The sequence below is a fragment of the Streptomyces sp. NPDC107546 genome, assembly GCF_055639175.1.
The window spans coordinates 14,702-39,021 of record NZ_JBVKBA010000005.1 but is presented as its reverse complement, the minus strand read 5'-3'; the positions used below and the strand labels follow the sequence as shown (position 1 = coordinate 39,021).

19 protein-coding genes and 1 pseudogene are annotated in these 24,320 nt (G+C 72.6%); 13 read left to right on the top strand and 7 right to left on the bottom strand.

The features are described 5' to 3' along the window. Positions 1-82: 82 nt before the first annotated feature. The gene (locus ACZ7L1_RS08905) at positions 83-1,486 is read right to left on the bottom strand and encodes an AfsR/SARP family transcriptional regulator (protein WP_471435475.1); all 1,404 of its coding nucleotides are present in this window, start codon (positions 1,484-1,486) and stop codon (positions 83-85) included. 286 nt (positions 1,487-1,772) lie between these two features. Here ACZ7L1_RS08905 and solA point away from each other — a divergent pair, with 286 nt between their 5' ends. The 4 genes from solA to ACZ7L1_RS08885 are packed head-to-tail and all read left to right on the top strand — an operon-like array spanning position 1,773 to position 6,048. Continuing rightward, positions 1,773-2,945 (top strand): N-methyl-L-tryptophan oxidase, encoded by a 1,173-nt coding sequence (gene solA, locus ACZ7L1_RS08900; RefSeq protein ID WP_471435474.1) that lies wholly within the window; start codon positions 1,773-1,775, stop codon positions 2,943-2,945. Positions 2,946-2,949: 4 nt separating this feature from the next. Further along, a complete protein-coding gene (locus tag ACZ7L1_RS08895; RefSeq protein WP_471435473.1) occupies positions 2,950-3,456 on the top strand; it encodes a flavin reductase family protein in 507 nt (168 codons plus the stop codon). A 49-nt stretch (positions 3,457-3,505) separates the two neighbouring features. After that, positions 3,506-4,603: a phenylacetate--CoA ligase family protein gene (locus ACZ7L1_RS08890; protein WP_471435472.1), complete on the top strand. Its 1,098-nt coding sequence runs from the start codon at positions 3,506-3,508 to the stop codon at positions 4,601-4,603. After that, positions 4,603-6,048: an aldehyde dehydrogenase family protein gene (locus ACZ7L1_RS08885; protein ID WP_471435470.1), complete on the top strand. Its 1,446-nt coding sequence runs from the start codon at positions 4,603-4,605 to the stop codon at positions 6,046-6,048. The genes ACZ7L1_RS08890 and ACZ7L1_RS08885 overlap by 1 nt, the downstream gene beginning before the upstream one ends. Positions 6,049-6,166: 118 nt before the next feature. Here the strand turns inward: ACZ7L1_RS08885 and ACZ7L1_RS08880 are convergent, their stop codons facing one another. Next, entirely contained in the window at positions 6,167-7,399 is a 1,233-nt protein-coding gene (locus tag ACZ7L1_RS08880) for a cytochrome P450 (protein ID WP_471435468.1), read from the bottom strand. A gap of 326 nt (positions 7,400-7,725) precedes the next feature. On the opposite strand from ACZ7L1_RS08880, the gene ACZ7L1_RS08875 reads away from it, so the two are divergent. The 7 genes from ACZ7L1_RS08875 (at position 7,726) to ACZ7L1_RS08845 (ending at position 16,554) form a co-directional block, all read left to right on the top strand. Further along, the gene (locus ACZ7L1_RS08875; RefSeq protein WP_200417448.1) at positions 7,726-8,076 is read left to right on the top strand and encodes a phosphopantetheine-binding protein; all 351 of its coding nucleotides are present in this window, start codon (positions 7,726-7,728) and stop codon (positions 8,074-8,076) included. Beyond that, positions 8,066-10,657 (top strand): type I polyketide synthase, encoded by a 2,592-nt coding sequence (locus ACZ7L1_RS08870; protein WP_471435466.1) that lies wholly within the window; start codon positions 8,066-8,068, stop codon positions 10,655-10,657. Before ACZ7L1_RS08875 ends, ACZ7L1_RS08870 begins: the two co-directional genes overlap by 11 nt. A 49-nt stretch (positions 10,658-10,706) precedes the next feature. After that, positions 10,707-12,749, top strand: a complete 2,043-nt coding sequence (locus ACZ7L1_RS08865; protein ID WP_471435465.1) for an acyltransferase domain-containing protein — start codon at positions 10,707-10,709, stop codon at positions 12,747-12,749. Positions 12,750-12,760: 11 nt separating this feature from the next. Continuing rightward, the gene (locus tag ACZ7L1_RS08860) at positions 12,761-13,834 is read left to right on the top strand and encodes an aldo/keto reductase (RefSeq protein ID WP_471435463.1); all 1,074 of its coding nucleotides are present in this window, start codon (positions 12,761-12,763) and stop codon (positions 13,832-13,834) included. Positions 13,835-13,856: 22 nt separating this feature from the next. Further along, on the top strand, positions 13,857-14,390 hold the full coding sequence (locus ACZ7L1_RS08855; RefSeq protein WP_471435460.1) for a lipocalin-like domain-containing protein: 534 nt from the start codon (positions 13,857-13,859) through the stop codon (positions 14,388-14,390). A gap of 242 nt (positions 14,391-14,632) precedes the next feature. Continuing rightward, positions 14,633-16,021 (top strand): FAD-binding oxidoreductase, encoded by a 1,389-nt coding sequence (locus ACZ7L1_RS08850; protein ID WP_471435458.1) that lies wholly within the window; start codon positions 14,633-14,635, stop codon positions 16,019-16,021. Positions 16,022-16,290: 269 nt separating this feature from the next. Continuing rightward, complete coding sequence (locus tag ACZ7L1_RS08845) at positions 16,291-16,554, top strand: hypothetical protein (RefSeq protein ID WP_471435456.1); 264 nt, start codon at positions 16,291-16,293, stop codon at positions 16,552-16,554. 90 nt (positions 16,555-16,644) lie between these two features. Here ACZ7L1_RS08845 and ACZ7L1_RS08840 read toward each other — a convergent pair whose 3' ends face one another. From ACZ7L1_RS08840 to ACZ7L1_RS08825, 4 genes and pseudogenes are all read right to left on the bottom strand, one after another. After that, the gene (locus ACZ7L1_RS08840; RefSeq protein ID WP_471435454.1) at positions 16,645-17,583 is read right to left on the bottom strand and encodes a sigma-70 family RNA polymerase sigma factor; all 939 of its coding nucleotides are present in this window, start codon (positions 17,581-17,583) and stop codon (positions 16,645-16,647) included. 10 nt (positions 17,584-17,593) lie between these two features. Next, on the bottom strand, positions 17,594-18,784 hold the full coding sequence (locus ACZ7L1_RS08835; protein ID WP_471435452.1) for an NAD(P)/FAD-dependent oxidoreductase: 1,191 nt from the start codon (positions 18,782-18,784) through the stop codon (positions 17,594-17,596). A gap of 186 nt (positions 18,785-18,970) precedes the next feature. After that, positions 18,971-19,069, bottom strand: a pseudogene (locus ACZ7L1_RS08830) (GntR family transcriptional regulator); the annotation flags it as partial. Between the two features lie 305 nt (positions 19,070-19,374). After that, positions 19,375-19,914 (bottom strand): GNAT family N-acetyltransferase, encoded by a 540-nt coding sequence (locus ACZ7L1_RS08825; RefSeq protein WP_471435450.1) that lies wholly within the window; start codon positions 19,912-19,914, stop codon positions 19,375-19,377. Between the two features lie 457 nt (positions 19,915-20,371). On the opposite strand from ACZ7L1_RS08825, the gene ACZ7L1_RS08820 reads away from it, so the two are divergent. Continuing rightward, on the top strand, positions 20,372-20,854 hold the full coding sequence (locus tag ACZ7L1_RS08820) for a hypothetical protein (RefSeq protein WP_471435448.1): 483 nt from the start codon (positions 20,372-20,374) through the stop codon (positions 20,852-20,854). A 789-nt stretch (positions 20,855-21,643) separates the two neighbouring features. On the opposite strand, the gene ACZ7L1_RS08815 is transcribed toward ACZ7L1_RS08820, so the two are convergent. Further along, entirely contained in the window at positions 21,644-22,519 is an 876-nt protein-coding gene (locus ACZ7L1_RS08815; RefSeq protein WP_471435446.1) for a COG4705 family protein, read from the bottom strand. 482 nt (positions 22,520-23,001) lie between these two features. Here ACZ7L1_RS08815 and ACZ7L1_RS08810 point away from each other — a divergent pair, with 482 nt between their 5' ends. After that, entirely contained in the window at positions 23,002-24,111 is a 1,110-nt protein-coding gene (locus tag ACZ7L1_RS08810) for a PP2C family protein-serine/threonine phosphatase (protein ID WP_471435444.1), read from the top strand. The last annotated feature ends 209 nt before the right edge of the window (positions 24,112-24,320 follow it).

The following is a 24,320-nucleotide window of genomic DNA, read 5'->3' as shown; positions in this document are numbered from 1 at the left end:
GGAAGCCGGCCGGGCCCCCGGCCGGCTCCGGTGCCGGTGCCACGGTGAGGGCTTGCTCCGGGCGTGCGGGTGGTGCGGCTGGTCAGGTCGGCTGCCGTGCCGAGCCCGCGGTGTCGGTCCGAGCGGGCGCCGGGAGCCGACCGCCGAGAAGCGCGGTGAGGTGCTCCACCTGAGCCTGCAGCTCCTTTTGCTGCGAGGCGAGCAGCGCGACCCGCTCGCGCAGCCGGATCAGCTCCCGACCGCCGGGGCCCGGTCGGGAGGCCGTGGGACGTGGCCGACGTCCGTTCGGGTCCGGGTGGAGGGCCGTGGGGTCGGACCGCCGACCGCTCACCTTCGGTGACGGCGCGGCGGGGTCGGGCCGATGACCGCCGAGGCCAGGCCAAGCGGACTTCGGTTCCGCCTGACGACCGTGCCGACCCGGCGAAGCGCTCTCCCGAGCGGGGTCACCGTCCCGTCGGCCCGGTGCGTGGACCTGCGAACCGGTGCCGGTGCCGGTGCCGTGGTGAACCGTCTCGGGCCTCCCCGGTACGAACGCGGAGCCGCCCGGAACTGCCCCCGGGACCCGCCGCCCCAGCCCGGGCTCCTGCGGGCCGAACCCGAAGTCGCCAGTGGCGGTTTCTGGTTCCCCTACGTCCGCCACAAGTTCCTCCCGGCCGTAGCCGAGGGGACTCGAGAGCGGCTCGTGCTTCGGTGCGCCTGGCCCGGGCTCCTGCCCGCCGCACCCGAGGCCACCGGCAGCGCTGCCGGGCTGCCGCAGGCCCGGTGCGGGCTCCTTGGGGCCGGAACCGGGGCCGCCCGGGAGTGTCACGGACTCGCGCGCAGCGGGCTCGTCGGCGGGGAGGTCGTAGCCGCCGACGCGGCGCATCGCCAGGGCCAGTTGCTCCTGGAAGCGGGAGCGGCCCGGGTGCGCCAGGGCGACCGCGTCGATCTCCTCCACCAGCTGCGCGTGGCGCCCGGCGCGCAGCCCGCAGTCGAAGTACAGCTCCAGCACGTCGAGCCGCTCCGCCTCCAGCCGCCGGGCGACCCCGGAGCACAGCGGTCCGCGCGCACTGCCGTACAGGGCCGGCCCCCGCCACAGTGCCAGCGCCTCGCGCAACTGCCGCCAGGCGGCGCGGGGATCGCGCTCCACCAGAACTCGGCCTCGCTCCACGGCGTTGCGGAAGCGGGTGCGGTCCAGTTCCTCGGGGCGGACCTGGAGCAGATATCCGGCGCCCCGGGCCACCAGGCGCGGAGTGTTGGCCCGCTCCGGCTCGACCGAGATCAGCGCCTGCCGCAGCCGCGACACGTGCGCCTGCAGCGCGTTGCCCGCCTTGCCGGGCGGGCAGTCGCCCCACAGCTCGCGGATCAGCCCCTCCGCGGGGACGACACCGCCCGGCCGGGTGAGCAGCGCGCCGAGCAGGGTGCGCTGCTTCGGGCTGGTGAGCGCCACGCCCGGTGCGCGCGGTCCGGCGGCCACCTCCGGGGCGCCCAAGATCCGGAATTCCATGCGGTCCCTCTTTCGATCCGTCCGGTCCGCGGCCGCTCCGCCGTCGCGGGCCGTTCCCCGTGTTCGACGCGCGGGTGTCTCCCGCCGGGCCGATCGGACCACGCGTCCCGCCCGGGCAGCGTGAGTGAGCGGTACTCAACTGAGCGGTCGTCAGGCGGTACTCACCCCGTCCTCCCGGCCGGAGATCCGGATGAGTGGTGGCTACTCAGGCCCCGTGCCGGCGCCGGGTGGTGTGGTGGACGCCGTCGGCCGGCCGGACCGTGGCCGGCCCGAAGGAGGAGGGGACATGGCCGGGTGGGACGCGGAAGTGGCCGTCGTGGGCCTGGGAGCCTGGGGCGCCTCGGCCCTGTGGCAGCTGGCGGCGCGCGGCGTCGAAGCGGTGGGACTCGACCGCTACGAGCCGGGCCACCCGTTCGGCTCCTCGCACGGTGGCTCCCGCATGTTCCGCGTCACCTGCCTGGAACACCCCCACCTGGTCCCCCTGGCCCGCCGCTCCCTGGAGCTGTGGCACCAGCTGGAGCAGGCCCACGGGCAGCAGCTGTTCGTTCCCGCGGGCGGTCTGCTGATCGGCCCCGAGGACGGCCTCATCGCCGGCGGCACCCTGCGCGCGGCCCGCGTCCACGGCATCGAGGTGGAGACCCTGACCCCGGCCCGGCTGCGCGAGCGCTACCCTCGGCAGGCCGCGCTTCCCGCCGACCACATCGGCGTGTGGGAGCCGTCCGCCGGCATCCTGCGCCCGGAGGAGTCGGTGCGGGCCGCCGTCGGCCTGGCCCGCGCCGCCGGGGCCCGGGTCCACACCGGCACCCGTGTCGACGCGATCGAACTGGTGCCCGGCGGCGCGCTGGTGCGCACGGCCCAGACCGAACTGCGGGTCCGCCAGGTCGTCGTCGCGGCCGGCGCTTGGCTCGGCTCCCTGGTGCCCGGCCTGCCCGTGGAGACGTACCGGATGCCGATCACCTGGTTCCGTCCCCGGGCGGGCCACGAGGACGGCTTCGGCCTCGCCGACCTGCCCGTCTTCATGCGGGAGATCGAGGGCGGCCGGGTGCTGTGGGGCAACGGCGCCGAGAACGGGCACGACGTCAAACTCGGCCTGGAGGAGCACGGCCGGGTGCCCACCCCGCTGGACCCGCTGACCGACGACCGCGCCGTCCTTCCCGAGGACTGGACGGAACTCGGCTCCCTGCTCCCCGAGAAGCTGCCCGGACTCGCGGACGTGCCGTCGAAGGTCGCGGTCTGCATGTACGCCAAGACCCCCGACGGCCAGTTCGTCATCGGACGCCCCGGCGGGGACAGCAGGCTCGTGGTCGCCGGCGGGTGCAACGCCCACGGGTTCAAGCACGCCACGGGCATCGGCGAGCTCCTCGCCGACCTGGTGCAGCACAAGCCCGCGGCGATCGACGCCGGCTTCCTCTCTCCGGACCGCTTCCGACGGCCCCGGACCGCTTGCGACGGAAGGTGAATCAATGACTGTTGAGGCACTCGCGCGGCCCTCCCTCATCGGCAACCAGGAGTTCCGCGACGCGATGGCGCTGCTCGCCGCCCCCGTCACGGTCGTCACCACCGTGGACGCGGTGGGACGGCGGCGCGGGTTCACGGCCAGCGCCGTCTCCTCGGTGTCCATGGACCCCCCGCTGCTGTCGGTGGGCCTGGCCCGCACCTCCAGCTGCCACGACGACCTGCTGGCCGCACCCGAGTTCGTGGTCAACGTGCTCGCGGGGCACCAGCAGGACGTCGCCCGCGGCTTCGCCCGGCAGGGCCAGGACCGCTTCGCCCACGGGGCCTTCGCCGAGTGGCCGGGCACCGGACTGCCGTATCTGCCGGACGCCCTGATGACGCTGCACTGCCGGCTCGACCAGGTGGTGGAGGCCGGCGACCACGTCCTCGTCCTGGGCGCGATATGCGGCACCCGCACCAGCGCCCCGGGCAAGGCGCTCGTCTGGTACGACCGCGGCTTCCACACCCCCGGCTGACCGGGCCGCCGCACCCGCCCACCCACCGTGAGACGATCAAGGAGACGTCGTGCCCACCGCAGTCAACCCCCTGCTGGAGCTCCCCTTCGACAGCCGCCCCGACCCGGACGAGTTCGTCCAGGCGGCGATGGAGTGGCACTTCAGCCCCGAGACCGGCTCCCCCTACTGGCTCCAGCGGGCCAAGGCCCTGGACTTCGACCCGCGCAGGGACATCAAGAGCCACGCCGACCTGCACCTGTTCCCGAACGTCGTGAACGAGATGCGCAAGGTCCCGGTGCACGAGCTGATCCCCAAGGGCTACGGCCCCCGCCCGGACATCGTCGGCATCTACGAGAGCGGCGGCACCACCGGCGCGCCCAAGCGCGTGGTGTGCCCCCGCGACTGGCTCGACCGGCTGGTCGAGTGGAGCAACGCCAACCTGGACGAGCACGGCTTCCCGCGCGCAGTGGACTGGCTGGGCCTGACTCCGTCCGGGCCGCACATCGTCGGGGAGATCTTCCGCCGGTCCGCGGCCACCCACGGCCGGTACGGCTTCCAGGTCGACCTCGACCCGCGCTGGGTGAAGAAGCTCATCGCCGAGGGCCGCAAGGACCAGGCCGACGCGTACGCCGAACACGTCATCGACCAGGCGGCGTTCGTGCTGCGCACCCAGGACATCGGGGTGCTCACCATCACCCCCGCCCTGCTGGAGCGCCTGGTGCGCCGCGACGACCTGGTGAAGCTCGTCAACGACAAGGTGCGGGCCATCCGCTGGGGAGGCACCCAGCTCGACCCCGACACCCTGCACCTGTACCGCACGGAGATCTTCCCGGACACCGTCCTGTACGGGCACTACGGCAGCACGATGATCCTCGGCATCGCGGGCCAGCGGGCCGGGGACACCGGCGACGCCTGCGTCTTCGACACCTTCTCGCCCTACGTCACCTTCTCCGTCGTCGATCCGGCCACCCGCCGCCCCGTGGCGTACGGGGAGCGTGGCCAGGTGGTCATGAACCACGTCTCCAAGGCGCTGTTCCTGCCCAACAACCTGGAGCGCGACCTCGCCACCCGCGTCGAGGCGCTGCCCGGCCGGGTCGGCGACGCGGCCGCCGACATCGCCCCGGTCGCCACCTTCGAGAACGAGACCGTCATCGAGGGGGTCTACTGATGACGACCGCACCCGCTCGGACGACGGCACCCGCCCCCGCGACGGTCCCGGCAGCGGCGCCCGGCGCTTCGGCGCCGGACGGCGGACCGATCCAGCTGGACGTCCTCGGGCCCTCGGGGCCGTACCGCTCCCGCACCCGCGCCCCGGTCGCCGACGTCTCCGGGCAGCCGGTGGCCGAGCTCTCCCTCGCCCCGGCCGTCTACGTCGACCGTGCCATGGCCGCGCTGCGCCGCGCCCGCCCGCTGCCGGTGGACGAGCGGATCGCCGCGATCGTGCGCGCCGGACGCATCTTCGCCACCGAGACCATCGGCGGCCTCACCGTCGAGGGCTACGAGCACGCGGTCAGCCGGGTCTCCGGCGTCCCCCTGACGGTGGTCCGCGCCGCCACCCGCACCGCGCTGCACCGCACCGCCCAGCTCCACCGCGGCCTCCAGCACGCCCGCCCGCACGGCGCGGTCGGGGACTGGCGTGATCCGCTGACCCGCTCCGGGCGCGCCGTGTGGACGCGCAGGGGCGAGGTGTTCGCCGTGCACGCCGCCGGCAACCACCCCGGCACGCACACCCTGTGGCCCGAGGCCCTGGCCCTCGGCTACCGCGTCGCCGTACGCCCCTCGCGCCGTGAGCCGTTCACCCCGCACCGCCTGGTGAGCGCGCTGCGCATGGCCGGGTTCGGCGAGGACCAGGTGGTGCTGCTGCCCACCGACCACGCCGCTGCCGAGGCGCTGCTGAGCGGCGCCGACCTCGCGTACGGCAGCGACGAGGTCATCCGCCAGTACGCCGACGACCCGGCCGTACTGCCGCTGACCCCCGGCCGGTCCAAGATCCTGCTGACCGCGGACACCGACTGGCGCGCCCACCTGGACATCGTGGTCGACTCCATCGCCCACCACGGTGGCACCGGCTGTGTCAACGCGACGGCCGTCCTGGTCGAGGGCGACCCGACCCCGGTCGCCGAGGCGATCGCCGAGCGGCTCGCGGCGCTGCCCGCCCTGCCGCCCGAGGACGAGAACGCGGTCCTGCCGGTGCAGTCCGCGGTCGCCGCGCGCGCCCTGGAGAAGTACGTGCGGGACCGCGCCGGGGACGCCCGCTGCCACCTCGGCGGCGACGGCTTCGTCGAAGAACTGGGCGACGGCAGCGCGGTGCTCCGCCCCGTCGTCCACCAGCTCGACAGCGCCGCCGACGACCGCACCGGCACCGAACTGCCCTTCCCCTGCGTGTGGGTGGCCCCCTGGTCGCGCGCACAGGGCGTGGCCCCCCTGCGCGACACCCTGATCCTCGGCGCGTACACGCAGGACACCGAACTGATCGACGCGTTCCTCGACGAGCCGAGCATCGCGAACGTGTACATCGGCGACCATCCCACGTACTGGACCGACACCGGAATTCCGCACGACGGCTATCTCGCGCATTTTCTGATGCGGACCAAAGGCGTCATTCGCGGGTGACCCAGCTGACGCGCGAGCGGCGATGCCCGTCCCCGGCAGGGGGACGGGCATCGCCGTATTCCACCGGCCACGGCCGGGCATCGAATTCTCCGTGGACCGGATTCGGTGACGAGCGCGATCACCAGACGACGGGCAGGGACACCAGACGCCGGTTGATCGCGGCCTCGTGGAAACGCAGTTCCTCGGCCGGCACCGCGAGCCGCATTCCGGGGAACCGGTCACGCAACGCCTTGAGGGACTCCTGGAGTTCGATCCGGGCCACCGGCGCGCCGAGGCAGCGGTGCACCCCGTAGCCGAACGCCAGGTGGTGTGCGACGGTGTCGCGCACCGGGTCGTGGCGGCGCGGATCGGCGAAGGCCTCCGGGTCGAAGTTGGCGGCCTGCACGGCGGCGATCACGATGTCGCCGGCCTTGATGGACGCCCCGCCCAGCTCGACGTCCTCGGTCGCCTTGCGGGCCAGCGTGCCGCCGTAGTCGCCGATCGGCAGTCGCCGGATCAGCTCCTCGACCTCGGCCGCCAGCGCCTCCTCGTCCTGCGGCAGGCCGCCCGGCCCGTCCGGTCCGGTCAGCACCTCCCGCAGCACCAGGCCGAGTTGCGCCACGGTGTTCTCGAAGCCGGCGACCAGCAGGGTGCCGCCCAGCGCGGCGATCTCCCGGTCGGTCAGGACGTCCTCCTCCTCGCCGTCCTCGCCCGCCCGGGCCAGCACGCTCAGCAGGTCGTCCTGCGGCCGCTCACGCCGCTCGGCCACCAACTCGTCGATGTACGCGAGGAGTTCGGCGTGCGCCGAGGTGTCCGCCACGCCCGTCCCGGTGATCGGCGCGTCGAGGCCGTCGCGCCATTTCTCGATCCGGTACCGGTCGGCCGGCGGCACCCCGAGGATCTCGCCGATCACCCGCACCGGCAGCACCTTGCAAAAGCCCTCGCACAGGTCCACGGGGTCGGGGTGCTGCTGCGCCAGGTCGTCGAGGAGCTCACCCACCATCTCGGTGATGCGGGGCCGCAGGGCGGCGATCCGCGCCTCGGTGAAGCCCCGCGCGGCCACGCGGCGCAGCCGGGTGTGGGCGGGCGGGTCCAGGTTGAGTATCGACGTGCCGACCGCCTCCACGGCCAGCAGATGCCCGCCCGGGTCGCGGACCGCCTCGCTCCGGGAGAACCGCGGATCGGTGAGCGCCGTCCGCACCTCCCGATAGCCCGCGATCAGCCATGCGGGGCGGCCGCTGGGCAGCCGTACCTGGGTGACCGGGGCCCCGGCCGCCAGCCTCGCGTACTCCTCGGCCGCGTCCGTGCGCCGTTCGACGCTGCGGAGCGGGAACTCCGGCAGCTGCGTGCCGGTCATGGTCTGCGCGGTCATGAGTTTCCTCCCCTGGAAGACAGCGCCCGGAACAGTACGGGCCAATTTCAACCATCGGCAACGATCCGCAGTTGCCCACCGGACCGTTACTCCTGAGAAGGAGTCAATCGCCTGCGGAAGCATGGGGGCGACGCCGCTCGGGCGTTCTATAGACCGCTCATGAGACCAGGAATGGAATTCCTGGAGAGGGCCGCCGGACGATGCTTTCGGTGACGGATCGCGTTCAACCGAGGATGTGCGTCAGTCGCACGGCGGCGCGACCCTCGCAGCCACGGCCGTCCCCGTCATCCGGCGCAAGACATCCGCGCGACACAGGGAGAAGACCGGTGATTTCCCATCCCCCGGCCACGGACACCGAGCGTGTCCTCGCCGGCATCTGGTGCGAGGTCCTCGAACTGCCCGAGGTGGGGGCCGAGGACAACTTCTTCGACCTCGGCGGGCACTCCGTCCTGCTGCACATGGTGCAGGACCGCATCACCGCCCGCCTCGGCGCGGCGCCGCCGCTCGTGGACCTGTTCCAGTACCCCACGGTGCGCGGGCTCGCCGCACACCTGGACGGGGACGGCGGTGCCGGGGAGCCGCTCGGCCGCACGGCACGGCGCCCCGGGGGCGGCCGCTCCCGGCTCGCGGCGCGCCGCGCCCGCACCGGACTCGGAGGGCCCGGCCGTGGCGAGTGACCGCATCGACGGCGGCGGGGCGGACGCCGGGCAGGACGACGGCCTGGTCGCCGTCGTCGGCCTGGCCTGCCGGTATCCGGGAGCCGACAACGCCGACGAGTTCTGGCACAACCTCGTGCGGGGGCGGGAGACCGTAACCCGTTTCCCGCGCCGTCCCGCGCCCCGCGGCGGCGGCGAGTACACGCCCGCGCGCGGCCTGCTGAAGGACCCCGAGTGGTTCGACGCGGACTACTTCGGCTTCTCGCCGCGCGAGGCGCGCCTGCTCAACCCGCAGCACCGGGTGTTCCTGGAGTGCGCGGTCGAGGCGCTGGAGGACGCGGGCCAGGACCCGGACCGGCAGTCCGGCCGCGTCGGCGTGTACGCGGGCAGCACCGACACGGCGTACGCGCAGCTGCTCAAGGAGCGCCGGGACGAGCTGCCCTCCGTGACCGACATGGAGATCCTGGTCGCCAACGCGCCCGACTACCTGGCCTCCCGCGTCGCCTACAAGCTGGGCCTGCGCGGCCCCGCCGTCGTGGTGCAGGCCGCCTGCGCGACCTCCCTGGTCGCCGTGCACACCGCCGTGCAGGCGCTGTTGTCCGGCGACTGCGACCTGGCACTCGCCGGAGGCGTCGCGGTGCGCGTCCCGGCCAAGGAGAGCCCGTACATCGAGGGCGGGATCATCTCCGCGGACGGCGTCTGCCGCACCTTCGACGCCGCCGCGGGCGGCACGGTGGGCGGGGACGGCGTCGGCATCGTCGTCCTCAAGCGGCTCGCCGACGCGCGGGCCGACGGCGACCGCGTCCGTGCCGTGCTGCGCGGCTCCGCGGTCAACAACGACGGCTCCGACCGGGTCGGCTTCACCGCGCCCAGCGTGTCCGGACAGGCCGCCGTGATCCGCGAGGCCCAACTTGTCGCGGGCGTCGACGCGGACACCGTCACCTACGTCGAGGCGCACGGCACGGCCACCCCGCTCGGCGACCCCATCGAGATCACCGCCCTGACCCGGGCGTTCCGCGAGGACACCGACCGCACCGGGTTCTGCGGCATCGGCGCGGTGAAGACCAACATCGGCCACACCGACGCGGCCGCCGGGGCCGCCGGACTGATCAAGACCGTGCTCGCCCTGGAGCACGGCGTCCTGCCGCCGAGCCTGAACTACACCGCGCCCAACCCCGCCATCGACTTCGCGTCGAGCCCCTTCGAGGTGGTCACCGAGGCCCGCGAGTGGCGCCCGGACGGCGGGCTCCCACGCCGGGCCGGGGTGAGCTCCTTCGGCATCGGCGGCACCAACGCGCACGTGGTCCTGGAGCAGGCACCGGAGCCGGCTCGCACCGGCGCCGAACCGGACGCGGCGGAGCCGGGACCCCAGCTGCTCGTCCTGTCGGCCCGCACCGAAACGGCCCTCGACACGCTGACCGACCGGCTCGCCGCCCACCTGCGCGACCGCCCCGGACTCGCGCTGCCCGACGTGGCCTGGACCCTGCAGACCGGACGCCGCGAACTGCCCGTGCGCCGCTGCGCGGTCGTCGACGGCCCCGCGGACGCCGTGCGGGTCCTGGACGGCCTGGACCGCGGCCGCCTCACCGACTCCGCGGCCGCCGCCCCCCTCGGCCCCGTCACCCTGCTCTTCCCCGGCACCGCAACCCTCGCCGGCACCCGCGAGCTGCGCGCGGAGCCCCTGTTCCGGCGCACCGTCGAGGAGTGCCTGGCCCTCGCCGACCCGGACCGGGAGGTCCCGGAGGCCCTCGACGTCTTCGCCACCGAACTGGCCCTGGGCCGGCTGTGGCAGTCCTGGGGCGTCCGTGCCGCGGCGGTCGCGGGACACGGCACCGGCGCGCTCGTCGCCGAGACCGTGGCGGGGGTGTACACCGTCGAGGACGCGGTGCGCCTCATCCTGACCAGAGCCGGAGCCGGAGCCGGAGCCGACTCCGAGGCCCGGGCCGACGGCCACAGCGGCGTCACCCGCCGCGACCCGAGCATCCCGGTCCGCACGGCGGGTGTCCCCGGCGCGGAGGACATCCACGTCCGCACGGCAGGCGCCGAGGCGCCGGCCGAGGACCCCGGCACCACGGTCCTGCCGGTCCTGCCCGAGGAGGCCGGTCCACTCGGCGCCCGCGCCGCCCTGCTGACCGCCCTCGGCCGGCTCTGGCTCGGCGGCCTGTCCGTCGACTGGAGCGCCGTGCACGGGGCCGGGCGGCGCCGCAAGGTGGCACTGCCGACGTACCCCTTCGAGCGCCGGCGTTACGTCGTGGAGCCCGTGCCCCCCGCCGCCCCGGACCCCGCACCCAAGGCCTCCCCGGCCCCGGAAGCCCCGACCGCCGCCGCGCCGCGGGCCTTTGGTGCTCGGGACACGTTGACCGCGGTGTCGGAGTTGTTCGCCCGGACGTTGGGGCTGGAGGCAGTGGCTCCGGATGCCGGTTTCTTCGATCTGGGCGGGGATTCGCTGGTCGCGACGCAGTTGCTGGCGCTGGCGCGTGAGTCGTTCGGGGTGGAGCTGGAGTCGTCGGTGCTGTACGACGCGCAGACCCCGGCCGAGTTCGCGGCCCTGGTCGCCGACCGGCTCGGCGGGCGCGCACCCGAACCGGCCCCGGTCGCCTGACGACCCCCGCCGTGAGCCCCCGCCCCGCCTCCCGAAAGGAGCACCACCCATGAACGCCGGTACGCCCCGCGGCCGGTGGCTGGTCACCCGCACCCGCCGCCCCGACGCCGTAGCGGACCTGTACTGCTTCGCCCACGCAGGGGGTTCGCCCGGCGAGTACGTCCGCTTCGGCGACGAACTGCCCGAGCTCGAGGTCCACGGCATCCAACTCCCCGGCCGTGCCGCGCGGCACGCCGAGCCCCCCGTCACCGGCATGCCCGAGCTGGTCGACGCGGTGGTCGCGGCCCTGGACCCGCAGCGCCCGTTCGCCTTCTTCGGTCACAGCCTGGGCGGACTGGTCGCCTTCGAGGTGACCCGTGCCCTGCGCCGCCTGGGCCGGCCGCTGCCGACCCGGCTGCTGCTGTCGTCCAGCCCGCCCCCGCCCCACCCGCGCGGCGCCACGACCGTCCACACCCTCCCGGACGACGAACTGCTCGCCGAGGTCGAGCGACGCTGGGGCGCCCTGCCCGCCCAGGTGCACGAGGACGCCGCCCTGCGCGCCATGGTGCTCGGCACCTTCCGCGCCGACCTGCGGATCTTCGAGACGTACCACTTCGAGCCGGGCCCGCCCCTTCGGATCCCGCTCACCGTCTTCGCGGGCGAGCAGGAGCGCGAGACCCTGCGCGTGGAGAACTGGCGGGAGCACACCGAGGGGCCGTTCGAGACCGTCCACCTGCCCGGGGGCCACTTCTACTTCCGCGCCCCGGACCAGCGGCACCGGCTGCTCGCCCGGATCCGCGGCCTCCTGGTGGCGGAGCCGTCCGGCGAGACGGTGCACGTCAGGGCCGGGGCCCACCGGGTGGTGGCGGTGACCGCGCCGGCACCCCCGTACCGCGCCTTCGCGGTGGGGGAGACCGAGGAGGACCTGGCGAAGGCGCTGCAGCGGGCGCGGGAGAAAGCGGGGCAGGAGCTCCGCCAGGCCGCTCGGGAGGCGCTACCGGGAGGAGTGCCGAGTGCATCGGGAGCGGCGTCGACGGGACCGGGAGGGGCGTCGACGGCACCGGGAGCGGCGCAACCGGACGGCCGACCGCCCGCCATCGCCTTCGTCTTCCCCGGCCAGGGCTCCCAGTACGGCCGCATGGGCCTCGCCCTCGCCCACGACCTCCCGCTCTTCCGCGCGGAACTGGACCGCTGCCTCGACCTGCTGCACAGCGCCGCCGGAATGGACCTGCGGCCCCTCCTTCAGGACGCGACGGGAGCCGGACTCCGGCAGACCGAGGCCGCGCAACCCGCCCTGTTCGCCCTGGAGTACGCCCTGGCCCGCACCCTGATCGCGCTCGGCGTGCGGCCCGCCGCGATGATCGGGCACAGCCTCGGCGAGTACGTCGCCGCCACCCTGGCCGGGGTCATGGAGCTCCCGGACGCCCTGCGCTTCGTGGCCCTGCGCGCCCGGCTCATGCAGCAGGCGCCGCCCGGAGCGATGCTCGCGGTCCCGCTCCCCGAGCACGCACTCGCCCCCTACCTCGCCGAGGGCACGGACCTGGCCACGGTCAACGCCCCCGACTCGTGCGTGCTGGCCGGAACCGAGGAGACCATCGCGCGCGTCGAGGAGATGCTCGCCGCCACCGGAACGCCCGGCCGCCGCCTGCGCGTCTCGCACGCCTTCCACAGCAGGATGATGGACGGCTGCGTGGACCGACTGCGCGAGGCCGCCGCCGGTATCGGCCTGCGCCCGCCCGCGGAGAGGTTCGTCTCCGGCGTCACCGGCGCCTGGATCACCGCCGAGCAGGCCACGGACCCCGACTACTGGGCCCGGCACCTGCGGCAGACCGTGCGGTTCTCCGACGCCGTCGCCACCCTGCTCGCCGACGCCCCCGGAGTCCTCCTGGAGACCGGCCCGGGCCCCGCCCTGACCGGACTCGTCAAACGACGCTCCGACCTGCCCCCGGGCACCACCGCCCTCTCGTCGCTGCCGCACCCCGGCGCCCGCACTCCCGAAACCGCCGGACTGCTGACCACGCTCGGCACGCTGTGGACGGCCGGCGCCCCGGTCGACTGGGCCGCGCTCGGCGCCGTGCCCGGCGACCGGCCCACCATCCCCCTGGCCGCCTGAGGAGGCCCGCCATGCGCAGTCCCGCCTTCGGTCGGAAGACCGGCCTGAGGGTCTCCCAGTACGGGCTCGGCACCGTCAACTTCGGCACCCGCTGGGGAGCCGGGGCCGAGCCGGCCGTGGCCCGCCGGATGTTCGAGCGCTTCGCCGAGGCCGGCGGCACCCTGATCGACACCGCCGACTACTACCAGAGCGGCCGGGCCGAGGAACTCGTCGGCGAGTTCGTCGCAGCGGACCGCGACGCGTTCGTGCTGTCCGGCAAGTACACCCTGGGCACCGGCGCGCCCGGGGACACGGCCCGCGGCACCGGCGCCCGCCCCGGCAACAGCCGCAAGAGCATGATCCGCTCGCTGGAGGCGAGCCTGCGGCGGCTGCGCACCGACCACATCGACATCTACTGGGCGCACTTCCCCGACCCGGTGACCCCGGTCGAGGAGATCCTGGCCGCCTTCGACGACCTGGTACGCGCCGGGAAGATCCTGTACGCGGGTCTGTCCAACTTCCCCGCATGGCGGGTCTCCCGGGCCGCCACGATCGCCGAGCTGCGCGGCTGGTCGCCGCTGATCGGCATCCAGACCGAGTACAGCCTCGCCGAACGCACCGCCGACCGCGACCTGCTGCCCATGGCCGAGGCCCTGGGCCTCGGCGTGGCCCTGTGGTCACCGCTCGGCGGCGGACTGCTCACCGGCAAGTACCGCACGAGCAGCGCGGGCCGCCTGACCGACCTGGGCGGGCGCGTCATCCGTACGGAGTCCGACGCCCGCGTCACCGCGGTCGTGGACGCCGTCCTGGCCGTCGCCGCCGAGACGGGGGAGCCCGCCTCCCGGGTCGCCGTCGCCTGGGTCCTGCACCGCGCCCGGCGCAGCGGCACCACGCTCGTGCCGGTGATCGGCCCGCGCACCCCCGCCCATCTGGAGGACTACCTGGCCGCCCTCGACCTTCGCCTCACCGAAGAGCAGACCGCCCGCCTCGACGAGGTGAGCGCCCTGCCGCCCGAGCCGCTCGAGGAGACGACCCGCCGGGCCCAGCGCGGCATGACGGGCGACGACACCTCCGACCCCGCCGAATCCGCCGCTCCCGCGGCCTGAGCGCCCCGGAAGGGAGACACCGATGCACCCCACGCCGACAGCACAGCGCACCGCACCGGACAGCACGGGACGCGAAGCCCGCCCCACGGCACCGGACACCACCGGTCGCGCGGCCGACCCGTGGGGCACCGACGAGGACCTGACCGGCGTCTGGTCCCTGCGGTCCTTCCACGACCTGGACGACGACGGCACCGTGCACGAGGGCCCGCTCGGGCCCGCACCGACGGGCCTGCTGGTCTACGCCCCGGGCGGACGGCTCTCCGTGACGATGATGCGCACCGGGCCCGCGCAGCCCGGGCGGCCCGACTACATGAGCTACGCGGGCACCTGGCGCCGGGACGGCGACCGCGTCGTCCACACGATCGAGCTGGCACCGGAGCGGTCGTGGCTGGGCACGGACCAGATCCGCGACCTGGTCCTCGTCGACCGGGACGAACTGGAGCTGCGCGGCCGTGCCCTGGTGGGCCGCCCTCAACTGCGCGTCCTCCGGTGGCGCCGCGTCACCGACCGACCGGCGGCCACGTCACGGACCGTCCGGCGACCGCGTCCGGAATGACCATCGGCCGGATAACCGACTGACCATCGGCCGGATCACCGACTGACCATCGGCCGGATCACCGACTGACCATCGGCCGGATCACCCACTGACCGGCAGTCGGATCACCGGCTGACCGGCGTCCGCATCACCGACCGACCCGGGCCGATCAACCGGCGCGGTGTGCAAACAAGCCCATCCATCGACTGCCGACACAGGCAACGGCAGGGTGGCAGCCGACCCCCCTGGAAAGGAACGAGCAGATGAGCGTCGACGTCGACCTGGAAGGCCTGACCGGGCAGGTGAAGGGCCCTGTGCTGCGGCCGGGCGACGAGGGCTACGACGAGGAGCGGTCCGGCTTCCAGGCCGGATTCCGGCACGAACCCTCCGTCATCGTCGGGGCGACGTGCGCTGACGACGTGCGCGCGGCCGTGCGGTTCGCCGCCGGCCTCGGCCTGCCGGTGGCCGTGCACTCCACCGGTCACGGCATCGTCACCGCGCTGCGCGGGGAGGGAGTGCTGATCAGCACGCACCGGATGACCGGCCTCGAACTGGACGCGGAGGCCCGCACCGTACGAGTCGAGGCGGGCGTGCGCTGGGAACAGGTGATCAAGGCCGCGGCCCCGCACGGCCTGGCCCCGCTCAACGGCTCGGCGCCCCATGTGGGCGTGGTGGGCTATCTGCTCGGCGGCGGCACGGGACTGATGGGCCGTGAGTTCGGATACGCCTCCGACCTCGTCCGCTCCCTCGACGTGGTCACGCCGGACGGCACCCTGCGCCACGTCACGGCGGAGTCGGACCCGGACCTGTTCTTCGCGCTGCGGGGCGGCGGTGGCGCCTTCGGCGTGGTGACCGCTGTGGAGACGGAACTGGTCCCGGTAGCACGCTTCTACGGCGGCGGCCTGTACTTCGAGGCGGACGACCCGGTGGAGTTGCTGCGGGCGTACCACGAGTGGACGCTGACGGTGCCGGAGCAGCTCACCTCGTCGATCGGACTGATGGGCTACCCGCCGGCCCCCGCGTTCCCCGAGCCGCTGCGCGGCAAGTACGTCGCCCATGTGCGACTCGTCTTCAACGGCAGCGCGGAGGACGGCGAGCGCCTGGTGGAGCCGCTGCGCGCGCTCGGCCCCCGACTGATCGACTCGGTACGCGAGATGCCGTACGCGGAGGCGGGATCGGTCTACCGCGACCCGACGTTCTCGCACGCCTACTTCGGCGGCAACGTGCTGCTGCGGGAACTGGACCCCATCGCCCTCCAGACCCTGATCGATCTGGCGGGCCCGGGCACCCCGGTCCCGTGCATCATCGACATCCGTCACCTGGGCGGCGCCCTGTCCCGCCCCCCCGCCCACCCCAGCGCGGTCGGCGGCCGCTCGGCCCAGTACGTGCTCCGGCTGATGACCGGCGGCATGGCCGCCCCGCCGGAGGCCGCGCGCCCCGTCCACCAGCGGGTCTACGACGCCCTCAAGCAGTGGACGGTGGGCCGCAGCCTCAACTTCGTCTACAACGACGGGACGCCTGTCCCCGAGCCCCAGGTCCGCGACCTGTTCGAGCCCGAGACCTACACCCGGCTCCAGTCCCTCAAGTCCAGCCTGGATCCGCAGAACCTCTTCCGGCACACCCACAACATCGCGCTGCCACCGACGGCCTGACAGCCCTGGCCCCGGCTTACCATCCCCCGGGCCGGGGCCAGTTTCACCGGGGGAGTACGCCCACCTGGACCTGGACGGGCGGATCGCTGGAGTTCCGTACGGCCCTTCAGCGGGTCGAGTGCTCCGGCGGTGTGCGGACCGCCTCCAGCGGCGGCGGCAGACCTCGGGGGTGCACAACTCGTGGGCACCACCCTCGACACGGGTGTCTACGCCGCCGGCTCCGGTATCGAGTCCGACCTCCAGGACCTGATGAAGGATGAGAAGGACGAGTGAGAGTACCGAGCGCCACCGACCTCGCCGCGGTGTGGACCCCGAACCCGGACCACCCCTACACCTGGGCCGAGTTCTTCGGGCTGCTGGCCGTGGTGTTCGGCTGTGTGATCGCGCTCGTCGGGGTGTACGCGGTGCGCAGCACATGGCGCGACCTCGACCCGTCGCGCCGGCGCAACCAGCTGCTCCCGCTCACCGTCACGGCAGGCGTCTTCCTCGCCGTCGGCCTGGCGGTCGCGGCCTTCGGGGCGTGGCTGTTCTGACCGCGTCCCCGCCGGCCCGCTCCCGTGCGGATCACGCGGTGCAGCCGTCGTTCAGCAGATCGAGGAGGGAGCCGCCGGCCGAAGCGCCGGTCACCATGCGTCGAGGACCGGCGCGTCGGGTTCGTGCCGCCGCCAGGCCTCGTTGAGGCGCGTGAGCCGGTCCGCGGCGGCGATGCCGCGCAGGGACGCGACCTTGCCGTCGCTGACTTCGAACGCCATGGCGCCCACGACCCGGTCGTCGACCACGGCGAGGACGGCCGGGGAGCCGTTGACCAGCGCGATGTGCATCGCCGGGGAGCCGCCGGCCAACCGCCGCTTCGCCGGAGTGGGCTTGAAGCCGGCCCGCACGGAAGAGGCGATGCGCTCGCGCGTCTTGTACCGCAGCAGCCGCCTGGCCAGTCCGGCGCCGTCCGAGACCATGGTCGCGTCGGCGGTGAGCATCGCCACCAGCCGTTCGGTGCGCCCGGACGTGGCCGCGGCGAGGAACTCCTCGACGATCCGGCGCGCGGACGCGGGATCCACCTCGTCGCCGCCGCGGCGCTCGGCGGCGACCCGGCGTCGGGCCCGGTGGACATGCTGCTGGCTCGCGGACTCGGTGATGTCGAGGATCCCGGCGATCTCGGCGTGGGTGTACGAGAAGGCCTCGCGCAGGACGTAAGCGGCCCGCTCGACCGGAGAGAGGCGCTCCATGAGGGTCAGTACGGCCAAGGACACCGATTCGCGCTGCTCGAAGGTGTCGGCAGGACCGAGCATCGGGTCGCCCTCGAGGAGTGGCTCGGGCATCCAGTCTCCGACAGCGCGCTCGTGGCGGGCCTGCGCCGAACGGAGCCGGTCGAGGCAGAGATTGGTGACGACCTTGGTGAGCCACGCTTCCGGCACCTCGATGCGTGCCCGGTCCGCGGCCTGCCAACGCAGGAACGCGTCCTGAACGGCGTCCTCGGCGTCGGCGGCCGAGCCGAGCAGACGGTACGCGAGCGAGGCCAGTCGGCCCCGGCCGGCCTCGAATCGATCGATGGCTGCGCTGTCCATGCGGAGGAGCCTATGCGGCGACCTTCGCACCGGCCCGCTCAGGCGCGGTGACCAGGCGGCGCTTGCGCTTCGGCATGCCGAAGGTCGGGTGGGCGATGCTCCACCCGGCCCCCTTCAGCACGCCCGACTTGAGCCACGCGGCGGTCCGGCCGCCCAGGTACCAGTCCTTCGACCGGACGTCCTTGTCCACCATCTGGAAGATCGCGTCCCGCCGTCCGAGGCCGATGTGGTTGCCGTGGTACTTCAGCCCGATGGTCGGGACCGCGCTGCCCGTCAGGCGCGCGGTGATCGCGGCGGTCGCCTGCATATTGGTGTAGCCGGCCGAGGCGCAGGACATCGGCAGCGGTCGGCCGTTCTCGCCGATCGCGTAGGCGCAGTCACCGGCGGCGTAGACGTCCGGGTGCGATACCGAGCGCATGGTGCGGTCGACGACGATCTGGCCGGTCTCGGCGACCTCCAGGCCGCTGGCGGCCGCGATGGGGTGCACGGCGAACCCGGCCGACCACACGGTCACGTCGGCCGGGATGGCAGTACCGTCGGCGGTGATCGCCCGTGTCGGCTCGACGGCTTCGATGCCGGTGTGCTCGTGGACGGTGATGCCGAGCCGGTCGAAGGCTTGGCACAGGTGGCGGCGGGCCTTCGGGGAGAGCCAGGCGCCCAGTTGGCCGCGGGCGGCGAGCGCGACCGAGAGATCGGGCCGGGACTCGGCGAACTCGGTGGCGGTCTCGATGCCGGTCAGCCCCTCACCGACGACCAGCACGGTGCCGCCCTCGCCCAGGCCGGCCAGGCGCTCGCGCAGACGCAGCGCCGAGGACCGGCCGGTCACATCGAAGGCGTATTCGGCCACGCCGGGGACGCCGTGGTGGGCTACGGAGCTGCCGAGCGTGTAGAGAAGGGTGTCGTACGCGAGCTCGCCGTCGCCGTCCTCGCCGGTCACGGCGACGGTCCTGCGCTCGGGGTCGACGCCGGTGACGCGCGCCAGGCGCAGCCGCACCCCGGTGCCTGCGAATACGTCGGCGAGCTTGCGGAACACGAGGTCCTGGCCGATCGCGAGCTGGTGGAGCCGCATCCGCTCGACGAAGTCGGGCACGGCGTTGACGACGGTGACCTCGGCGTCGGCGGGGGACAACCGACGGGCCAGGTTTCCGGCGGCGAAGGCCCCGGCGTATCCGGCGCCGAGTACGACGATGCGGTGCTTCATGGAGATGCTCCTGTCTCGTTCGCGTGCCCCTTGAACGAGACGGCGCCCCGATTGCTGACAGGAGTCGGGTGTGATGCGGGTCACCCGCACCAGGACGAGCGGCTGAGCCTCCGACAGGCGTCTGGGCCCGGAGTCCTCCCTCGTCTGCTCGACCGGTCTTCGGCACGCATTCAACGGGCGGCGCCGTCAAGGCCGGTGACGATTGATCGGGATCACATGGACGATCTCGCAGTGAGCGGCGGGCACCACGATGTCCGCCGCCTCCATGGGGCGCCCCTGGTCGCTGGGTTGCCCGCACGATCTGTGACGCGTCTGGCACCCTCTGCCGGGCCAGGCCGTCTCGGCCTACGCGCCGGGAGGGCGGAAGGTGACCTGCCGGCGGGCAGCCTCGTCGATCTCTTCGACGGTGAGCAGGGGAGTGGCCCGGGTGTGGAGCGCTCCGCTGGCCTCCGTGGGGACTTGGGGAGCCATCGGTCATGAGAGGTAGCTCAAGGCCGTCCACGGCCAACGCCGTCGAGTCGGACGCGGATGTCAGATGTCGAACAGATCCGGATGTGGGCACGGCTCCAGTGGGGCATACGGCCGGTCGATCAGGGGCGCTTCAGACCCCACGTCTGCAGGGCGTAGGGCCGGCCCTTCTCCTCACCCCTGATCAGCGGCACGTCGAGCAGTCTGAAGCCCGCCTTGGTGGCCACGGCGACACTGGCGGCGTTCTCCGCCTCCAGCTCCAGGACCACCCTCTCGGCGCCCAGTTGCTCGAAGGCGTACGCGGCCATCACCCGCACCGCCCGCGCCGCCAGTCCCTGGCCGCGGTGAGCCGGGCCGACCGCGTAGCCGAGCTCTGCGCCCTCGGGGGTACGCCGCAGCATCACCTCGCCGAGCGGTGCGCCGCCGTCGACGGTGATCGCGAGCAGGATGGTCGTGCCCTCCGCTCGCAGCTGCCGGTCCCGGTCCAGTCGTGCGCGGGCGACCGCTTCGTCGAAGGGGGAGACGATCGGTGTCCAGTACGCGATGTCGGGGTGATCAAACAGCTCCGGCATCGCGGCCAGGTCCGCCTCCGTCCAGTCGCGGAGAACGAGACCCTCCCCCGAGAGCTCGATCCGCTCGGGAAAGGGCGTGGTGCTGCTCATGGTGGGGGCCTCCCTGACTTGTTCAGGACAAGGCAGGATAACTGGGGGCAGGCACGTTGCCGTGCTCCTGGCGGAGTCTTCCCTTGATCATCAAGGGGGCTTCCGGGGCTGACTCGTACCGAGTACCACCCACTCTGTCCAGCGAAAAGCCCTCCCCGAGGGGGGCGGAAACTGGCGCCCCGGCAGGACTCGAACCTGCGGCCAAGCGCTTAGAAGACGCCGCCACCCCTGTGCCTGGCGGCCGGTCCGCCTCGTGCCCCAGCCATGACCGACTGCTGACGGCTACCGTTCGGGAGGTGGCCGCAAAGGCGGAACGGGCCGGTTTCCCGCACGCTCGGGCATGGATGGGGCACGGCTAAGCTGACAGGCTGCGACAGCCTGAAGCGTCAGCCGTGCGGGGGTGTAGGGGATGGTGAGGCGGGGGGCAGCGCTGCGCGGTCTGCGATTCGGCGTACGGGTGGGAACGCTTCCCGCGATCATCTGGGGCGACCTGTTCCTCGTTGGGGCAGTGGTCTCGTTTCGCCATGACCCACTCGCGATCCTCGGGCGAGGCTTGATCTCCGTAGTGGGTAGCTTGGGGGTGGGATCACTGCTCGGTGTGGTGATCGGAGCGGTGCTTGCGATCGCACCCGCGTGGTTGGTCTCTCGCAACCTGCTCAGAGGGCTACTGGCAGCGTTCCTAGGGGGAGGATTGTTCCTGGGCGAGGTCGTGGTCGTAGCTGTGGCTACGGATGTCGGGTATGGGCCGGTGCTGTTGACCTTGCTCTGCGCGCCGGTTGTGGCCGGCGCGGCGGCGGCGTACAGCGGCGATATCGCCGGACAGAGTCACAACCACCCCTGGTTGTGGTCCTTCGGTACTCTCCGAGATCTGGCCGACCTCTGCTCGTCCCCCGGCAGCCTGGCGAACAAAGCACACCAACTGCTGCGGATGCTCTGGTAGTCGATCGAGTGCTAAGGGTGCAAACGAACAGTTGCCGGTGTACTGGACAGCCGTCCGGCTGGCCAGCAAGGCTGACGCAGCCCACGGCTCTGACCAGCTCAGATGCCATGGGTTTCTGCTGTTGTCGGTCGGCCGTCGGGTGACGTTGCACGGCCCAAGGACGTCCCGGGGCAGACAGTGGGCCGGGAACAGCGTTGCCGTGCTCCTGGCGACCTACGCCCAACGCATCGAAGGCCGGCTACCCGACCTGAAGAGGCGGCTTGAGGCTGCCGGAGATCTCCCCGAGCGGCCGTCCGGTGACTGGCCCCTCGGCCCAGAACTTCGACACGCGTTCGACACAGCCACCCGCGAAAACCCGGCGACAACCGGACAGCCCCGGAGTCTTCCCTTGGCCATAAAGGGGGCGTCCGAGGCTGACTCATGCCAAGCGATACCCGCTCTGAGCAGCAAAAAGCCCTCCCCGAGGGGAGGGCGGAATCTGGCGCCCCCGGCAGGACTCGAACCTGCGGCCAAGCGCTTGGAAGATGCGGGCAAGCCCTACAGGTGCGGTCCTGCGGCTCCCCGTCATCTCTGTGACGAGTTGCCGAGAGCCGTCGCCGTCCGTGGACGTTGCCGTCAGCGTTGCCGTCGATGCTGTCGGCCTGCGGGTGCCGGACCACCGCCTTAGGAGCTCGATCGCTGCGCGGTACTGCCGGGGAGGCGCCGGGCCACGCGGGCCGTGCCAGACCGGCTAGGAGTGCTGGCGTCCGGCGCCGTCGATGTCACTCGTGGATGTCAGAACGGCGCAGTTCAGAGATCGGCCCGGCCGCCTTCCCCTCGGTGCGAGTGGCGTCCCGGGGGTTTGCCCGCGTAGCCATCCGTCGAAGTTGCTGTTGATGGGCCGGCAGGCTGGGGATCGTCGCTATCGGTTGCCAAGGCGGCATCCACCTTGCAGGTCACTTGGTGGCCGGTGACCATCTGCCAGCCCACCAGAATTGCCAGGACGGCGAGCAGCGCGGATGAGGTGACCGTGGTTCCTACTCCGAGCCCGCCCTGCGCGACGGGCTTTTCCACCGCGTTCTCCGCCACCGCTCCGAGAGGGCGGGTCAACACGTAGGCCGCCCAGAACAGCGCAGTGCCGGAGATCCGGGTCAGATAGTGCGCGGCAAGGATCACGAGCATGGCCCCGGACAGCAGCAGAGAACTGTCGCGGAAGCCGAGGCCCAGACCGCCGGAGAGGAAGTCACCGCTGGAGGTACCCAGCGTGTTGGACACCAGTGTCGCGGTCCAGTACAAGACCTCGCCCTCCGTGGTGGCGATCCGTTCCACATCCATGGTCTGTCCGGTCATCCGCCACCCGATCAGCACGATCACCAGCAGGCTGGTCAGCAGAATTGAGCCGCCGGCGTAGCCGAGCCCAGCGGTGCGGTTGATGTAGTCGGACATCGAGGTGCCCACGATGCTGGTCGTCAGAATGACCGACCAGAACACCACCGGATGGAAGCGGTCAGCCTTGAGCTGCATCGCCAGGGTGACCCCGAACGCCATCAGGAAGATCAGCGCGCCGACGGCGTAGCCGAGGTTCAGTGGGGCCATCGTGACAAAGTTCGATGCCGACTCGCCCAGCGTGGTGGCCACGATCTTGGTCGCCCAGAACATCGCGCCGACCATCGGCAACTTGCTCACGGCAACCCTGCTCACCGAAGGTCCCATGCTCACCCCTCACAAGGCACCGGTACGCCCTCGTGGCGGACCGCAGACATCGCCCGCGAGTCCATAGGTCCCCTCCGGGGGCGCCCAATCCTGCTTGACCCTGTTGATCCACCCGACAGGGCGATGGTTGAGAGGCGCCCGGCAGCTGAAGCATCTGCAGGTCGGCCGTGGGTATGGGCAAACGCCGTACTGATCGAGCGTGACAGCCTTTGGCTCACGACCTCTTCGTCCCGAAGCAACTTCGCGGAGTGCTTGACCTTGGGCCGGTGCGCCTCTCACCTGCTGCGACGGTCCGCAAACGTCCGCGCGGCGCACGCCCCGGCGAGGTCTCCGGGCACGCCAATCGATCACCGTTCGTGTGTAGCCGCCCTTGGGCCCACAACATCATGAGGCGAGCTGTGACTCCCCGCTCGTATCGTGAAAAGAGACAGAGCTGCGGGCAAGGCAGGGAAGTCATGAAGGTACCGGCGATCGACTACGCGGCGGTGTTCCAGGCGCTTCCCGGGGCGGTGGCGCTAGTGACCCCGCAACTGATCTACGCGGACGCCAACGCGGAGTTCTTGCGCCTACGGGGCCTTCCACGCGAACAAGTGATCGGTCACTTCGTGCCTGAGGACCACCCCGAAAAAGCCCCCGCCGAGCCTCTCCTGCTCAGAGTTCTGGCGTCACTGCGCCAAGCGGCCGACACCGGGGAGCGCAGCATCGTGGCGTTGCAACGCTACGACAGGGAGGACCCCGATCAGCCCGGAGTGTGGCACGAGCAGTACTTCAACATGACCAACATTCCTGTGTTCGGACCGGATGGGCGGGTGGCGCTGCTGCTGCACCGGGCGGAGGACGTCACCGAACTAATCCGCGCCCGTGAAGTGGCGCTGGCCTTGCAGGAATCCATGCTGCCCGCTTTGCGCCCGGTCGGCCGGCATCAGGCGGCCGTACGCTACCGGCCCGCCGCCGAAGCACTGAATGTGGCCGGCGACTGGTACGACCTGGTCGACCTGCCCGGCGACCGCATCGCCGTCGCCGTCGGCGACGTCGTCGGCCACGGCCTGCCCGCGGCCGGCGTCATGGGACAACTGCGCAGCGCCCTCACCGCCGCCTCACTCGTCGCCGAAGGTCCCGCCCGCGCCCTGGAAGTCCTCGGGCTGTACGCCCGTACCGTCGACGGCGCCGAGAACACCACCGTGGCCACGGCATTCATCGACTGGAAGAGCCGCACCATCACCTACAGCAGCGCCGGCCACCCACCACCCGCGCTCCTGCAGAGGGACGAGACCGTCGAGTTCCTCAACCAGGCCACCGACCCGCCACTGGCCGCCCGTCCTGAACACGCCTCCCGGATCCAGGCTGTCACAGCCTTCCGCGAGGGCGCCGTTCTCGCGCTCTACACCGACGGCCTGCTCGAACGCCGTGGCGAAGACATCGACACCGGCCTCGCCCGGCTCGCCGACTCTCTGGCCCGCCACCAGGCAGACGACCCCGAAGCCCTCGCCGACGCCGTGCTCAACGACCTGCTTCCATCAGGCGACGCCACCGACGACACCGCCCTGGTCATCATGCGCCTGTGATCCAGCCCGCTACGTTCGCCTGCCCGTTTCTACCCCGCCGACGACAGTGAAGCGCTCGGATACGCGTGGCGGGGCCCACAGCGCTGGGAGCCGACCTGGGACAGCGATATTCCTGCAACGGCGTTTCCGCTGGTGGTGGACAGGCAGGCCGGCGGTCTTGAAAACCGTCGTGGCAGCGATGTCACCTTTGCCGTCAGCGTTGCCGTCAG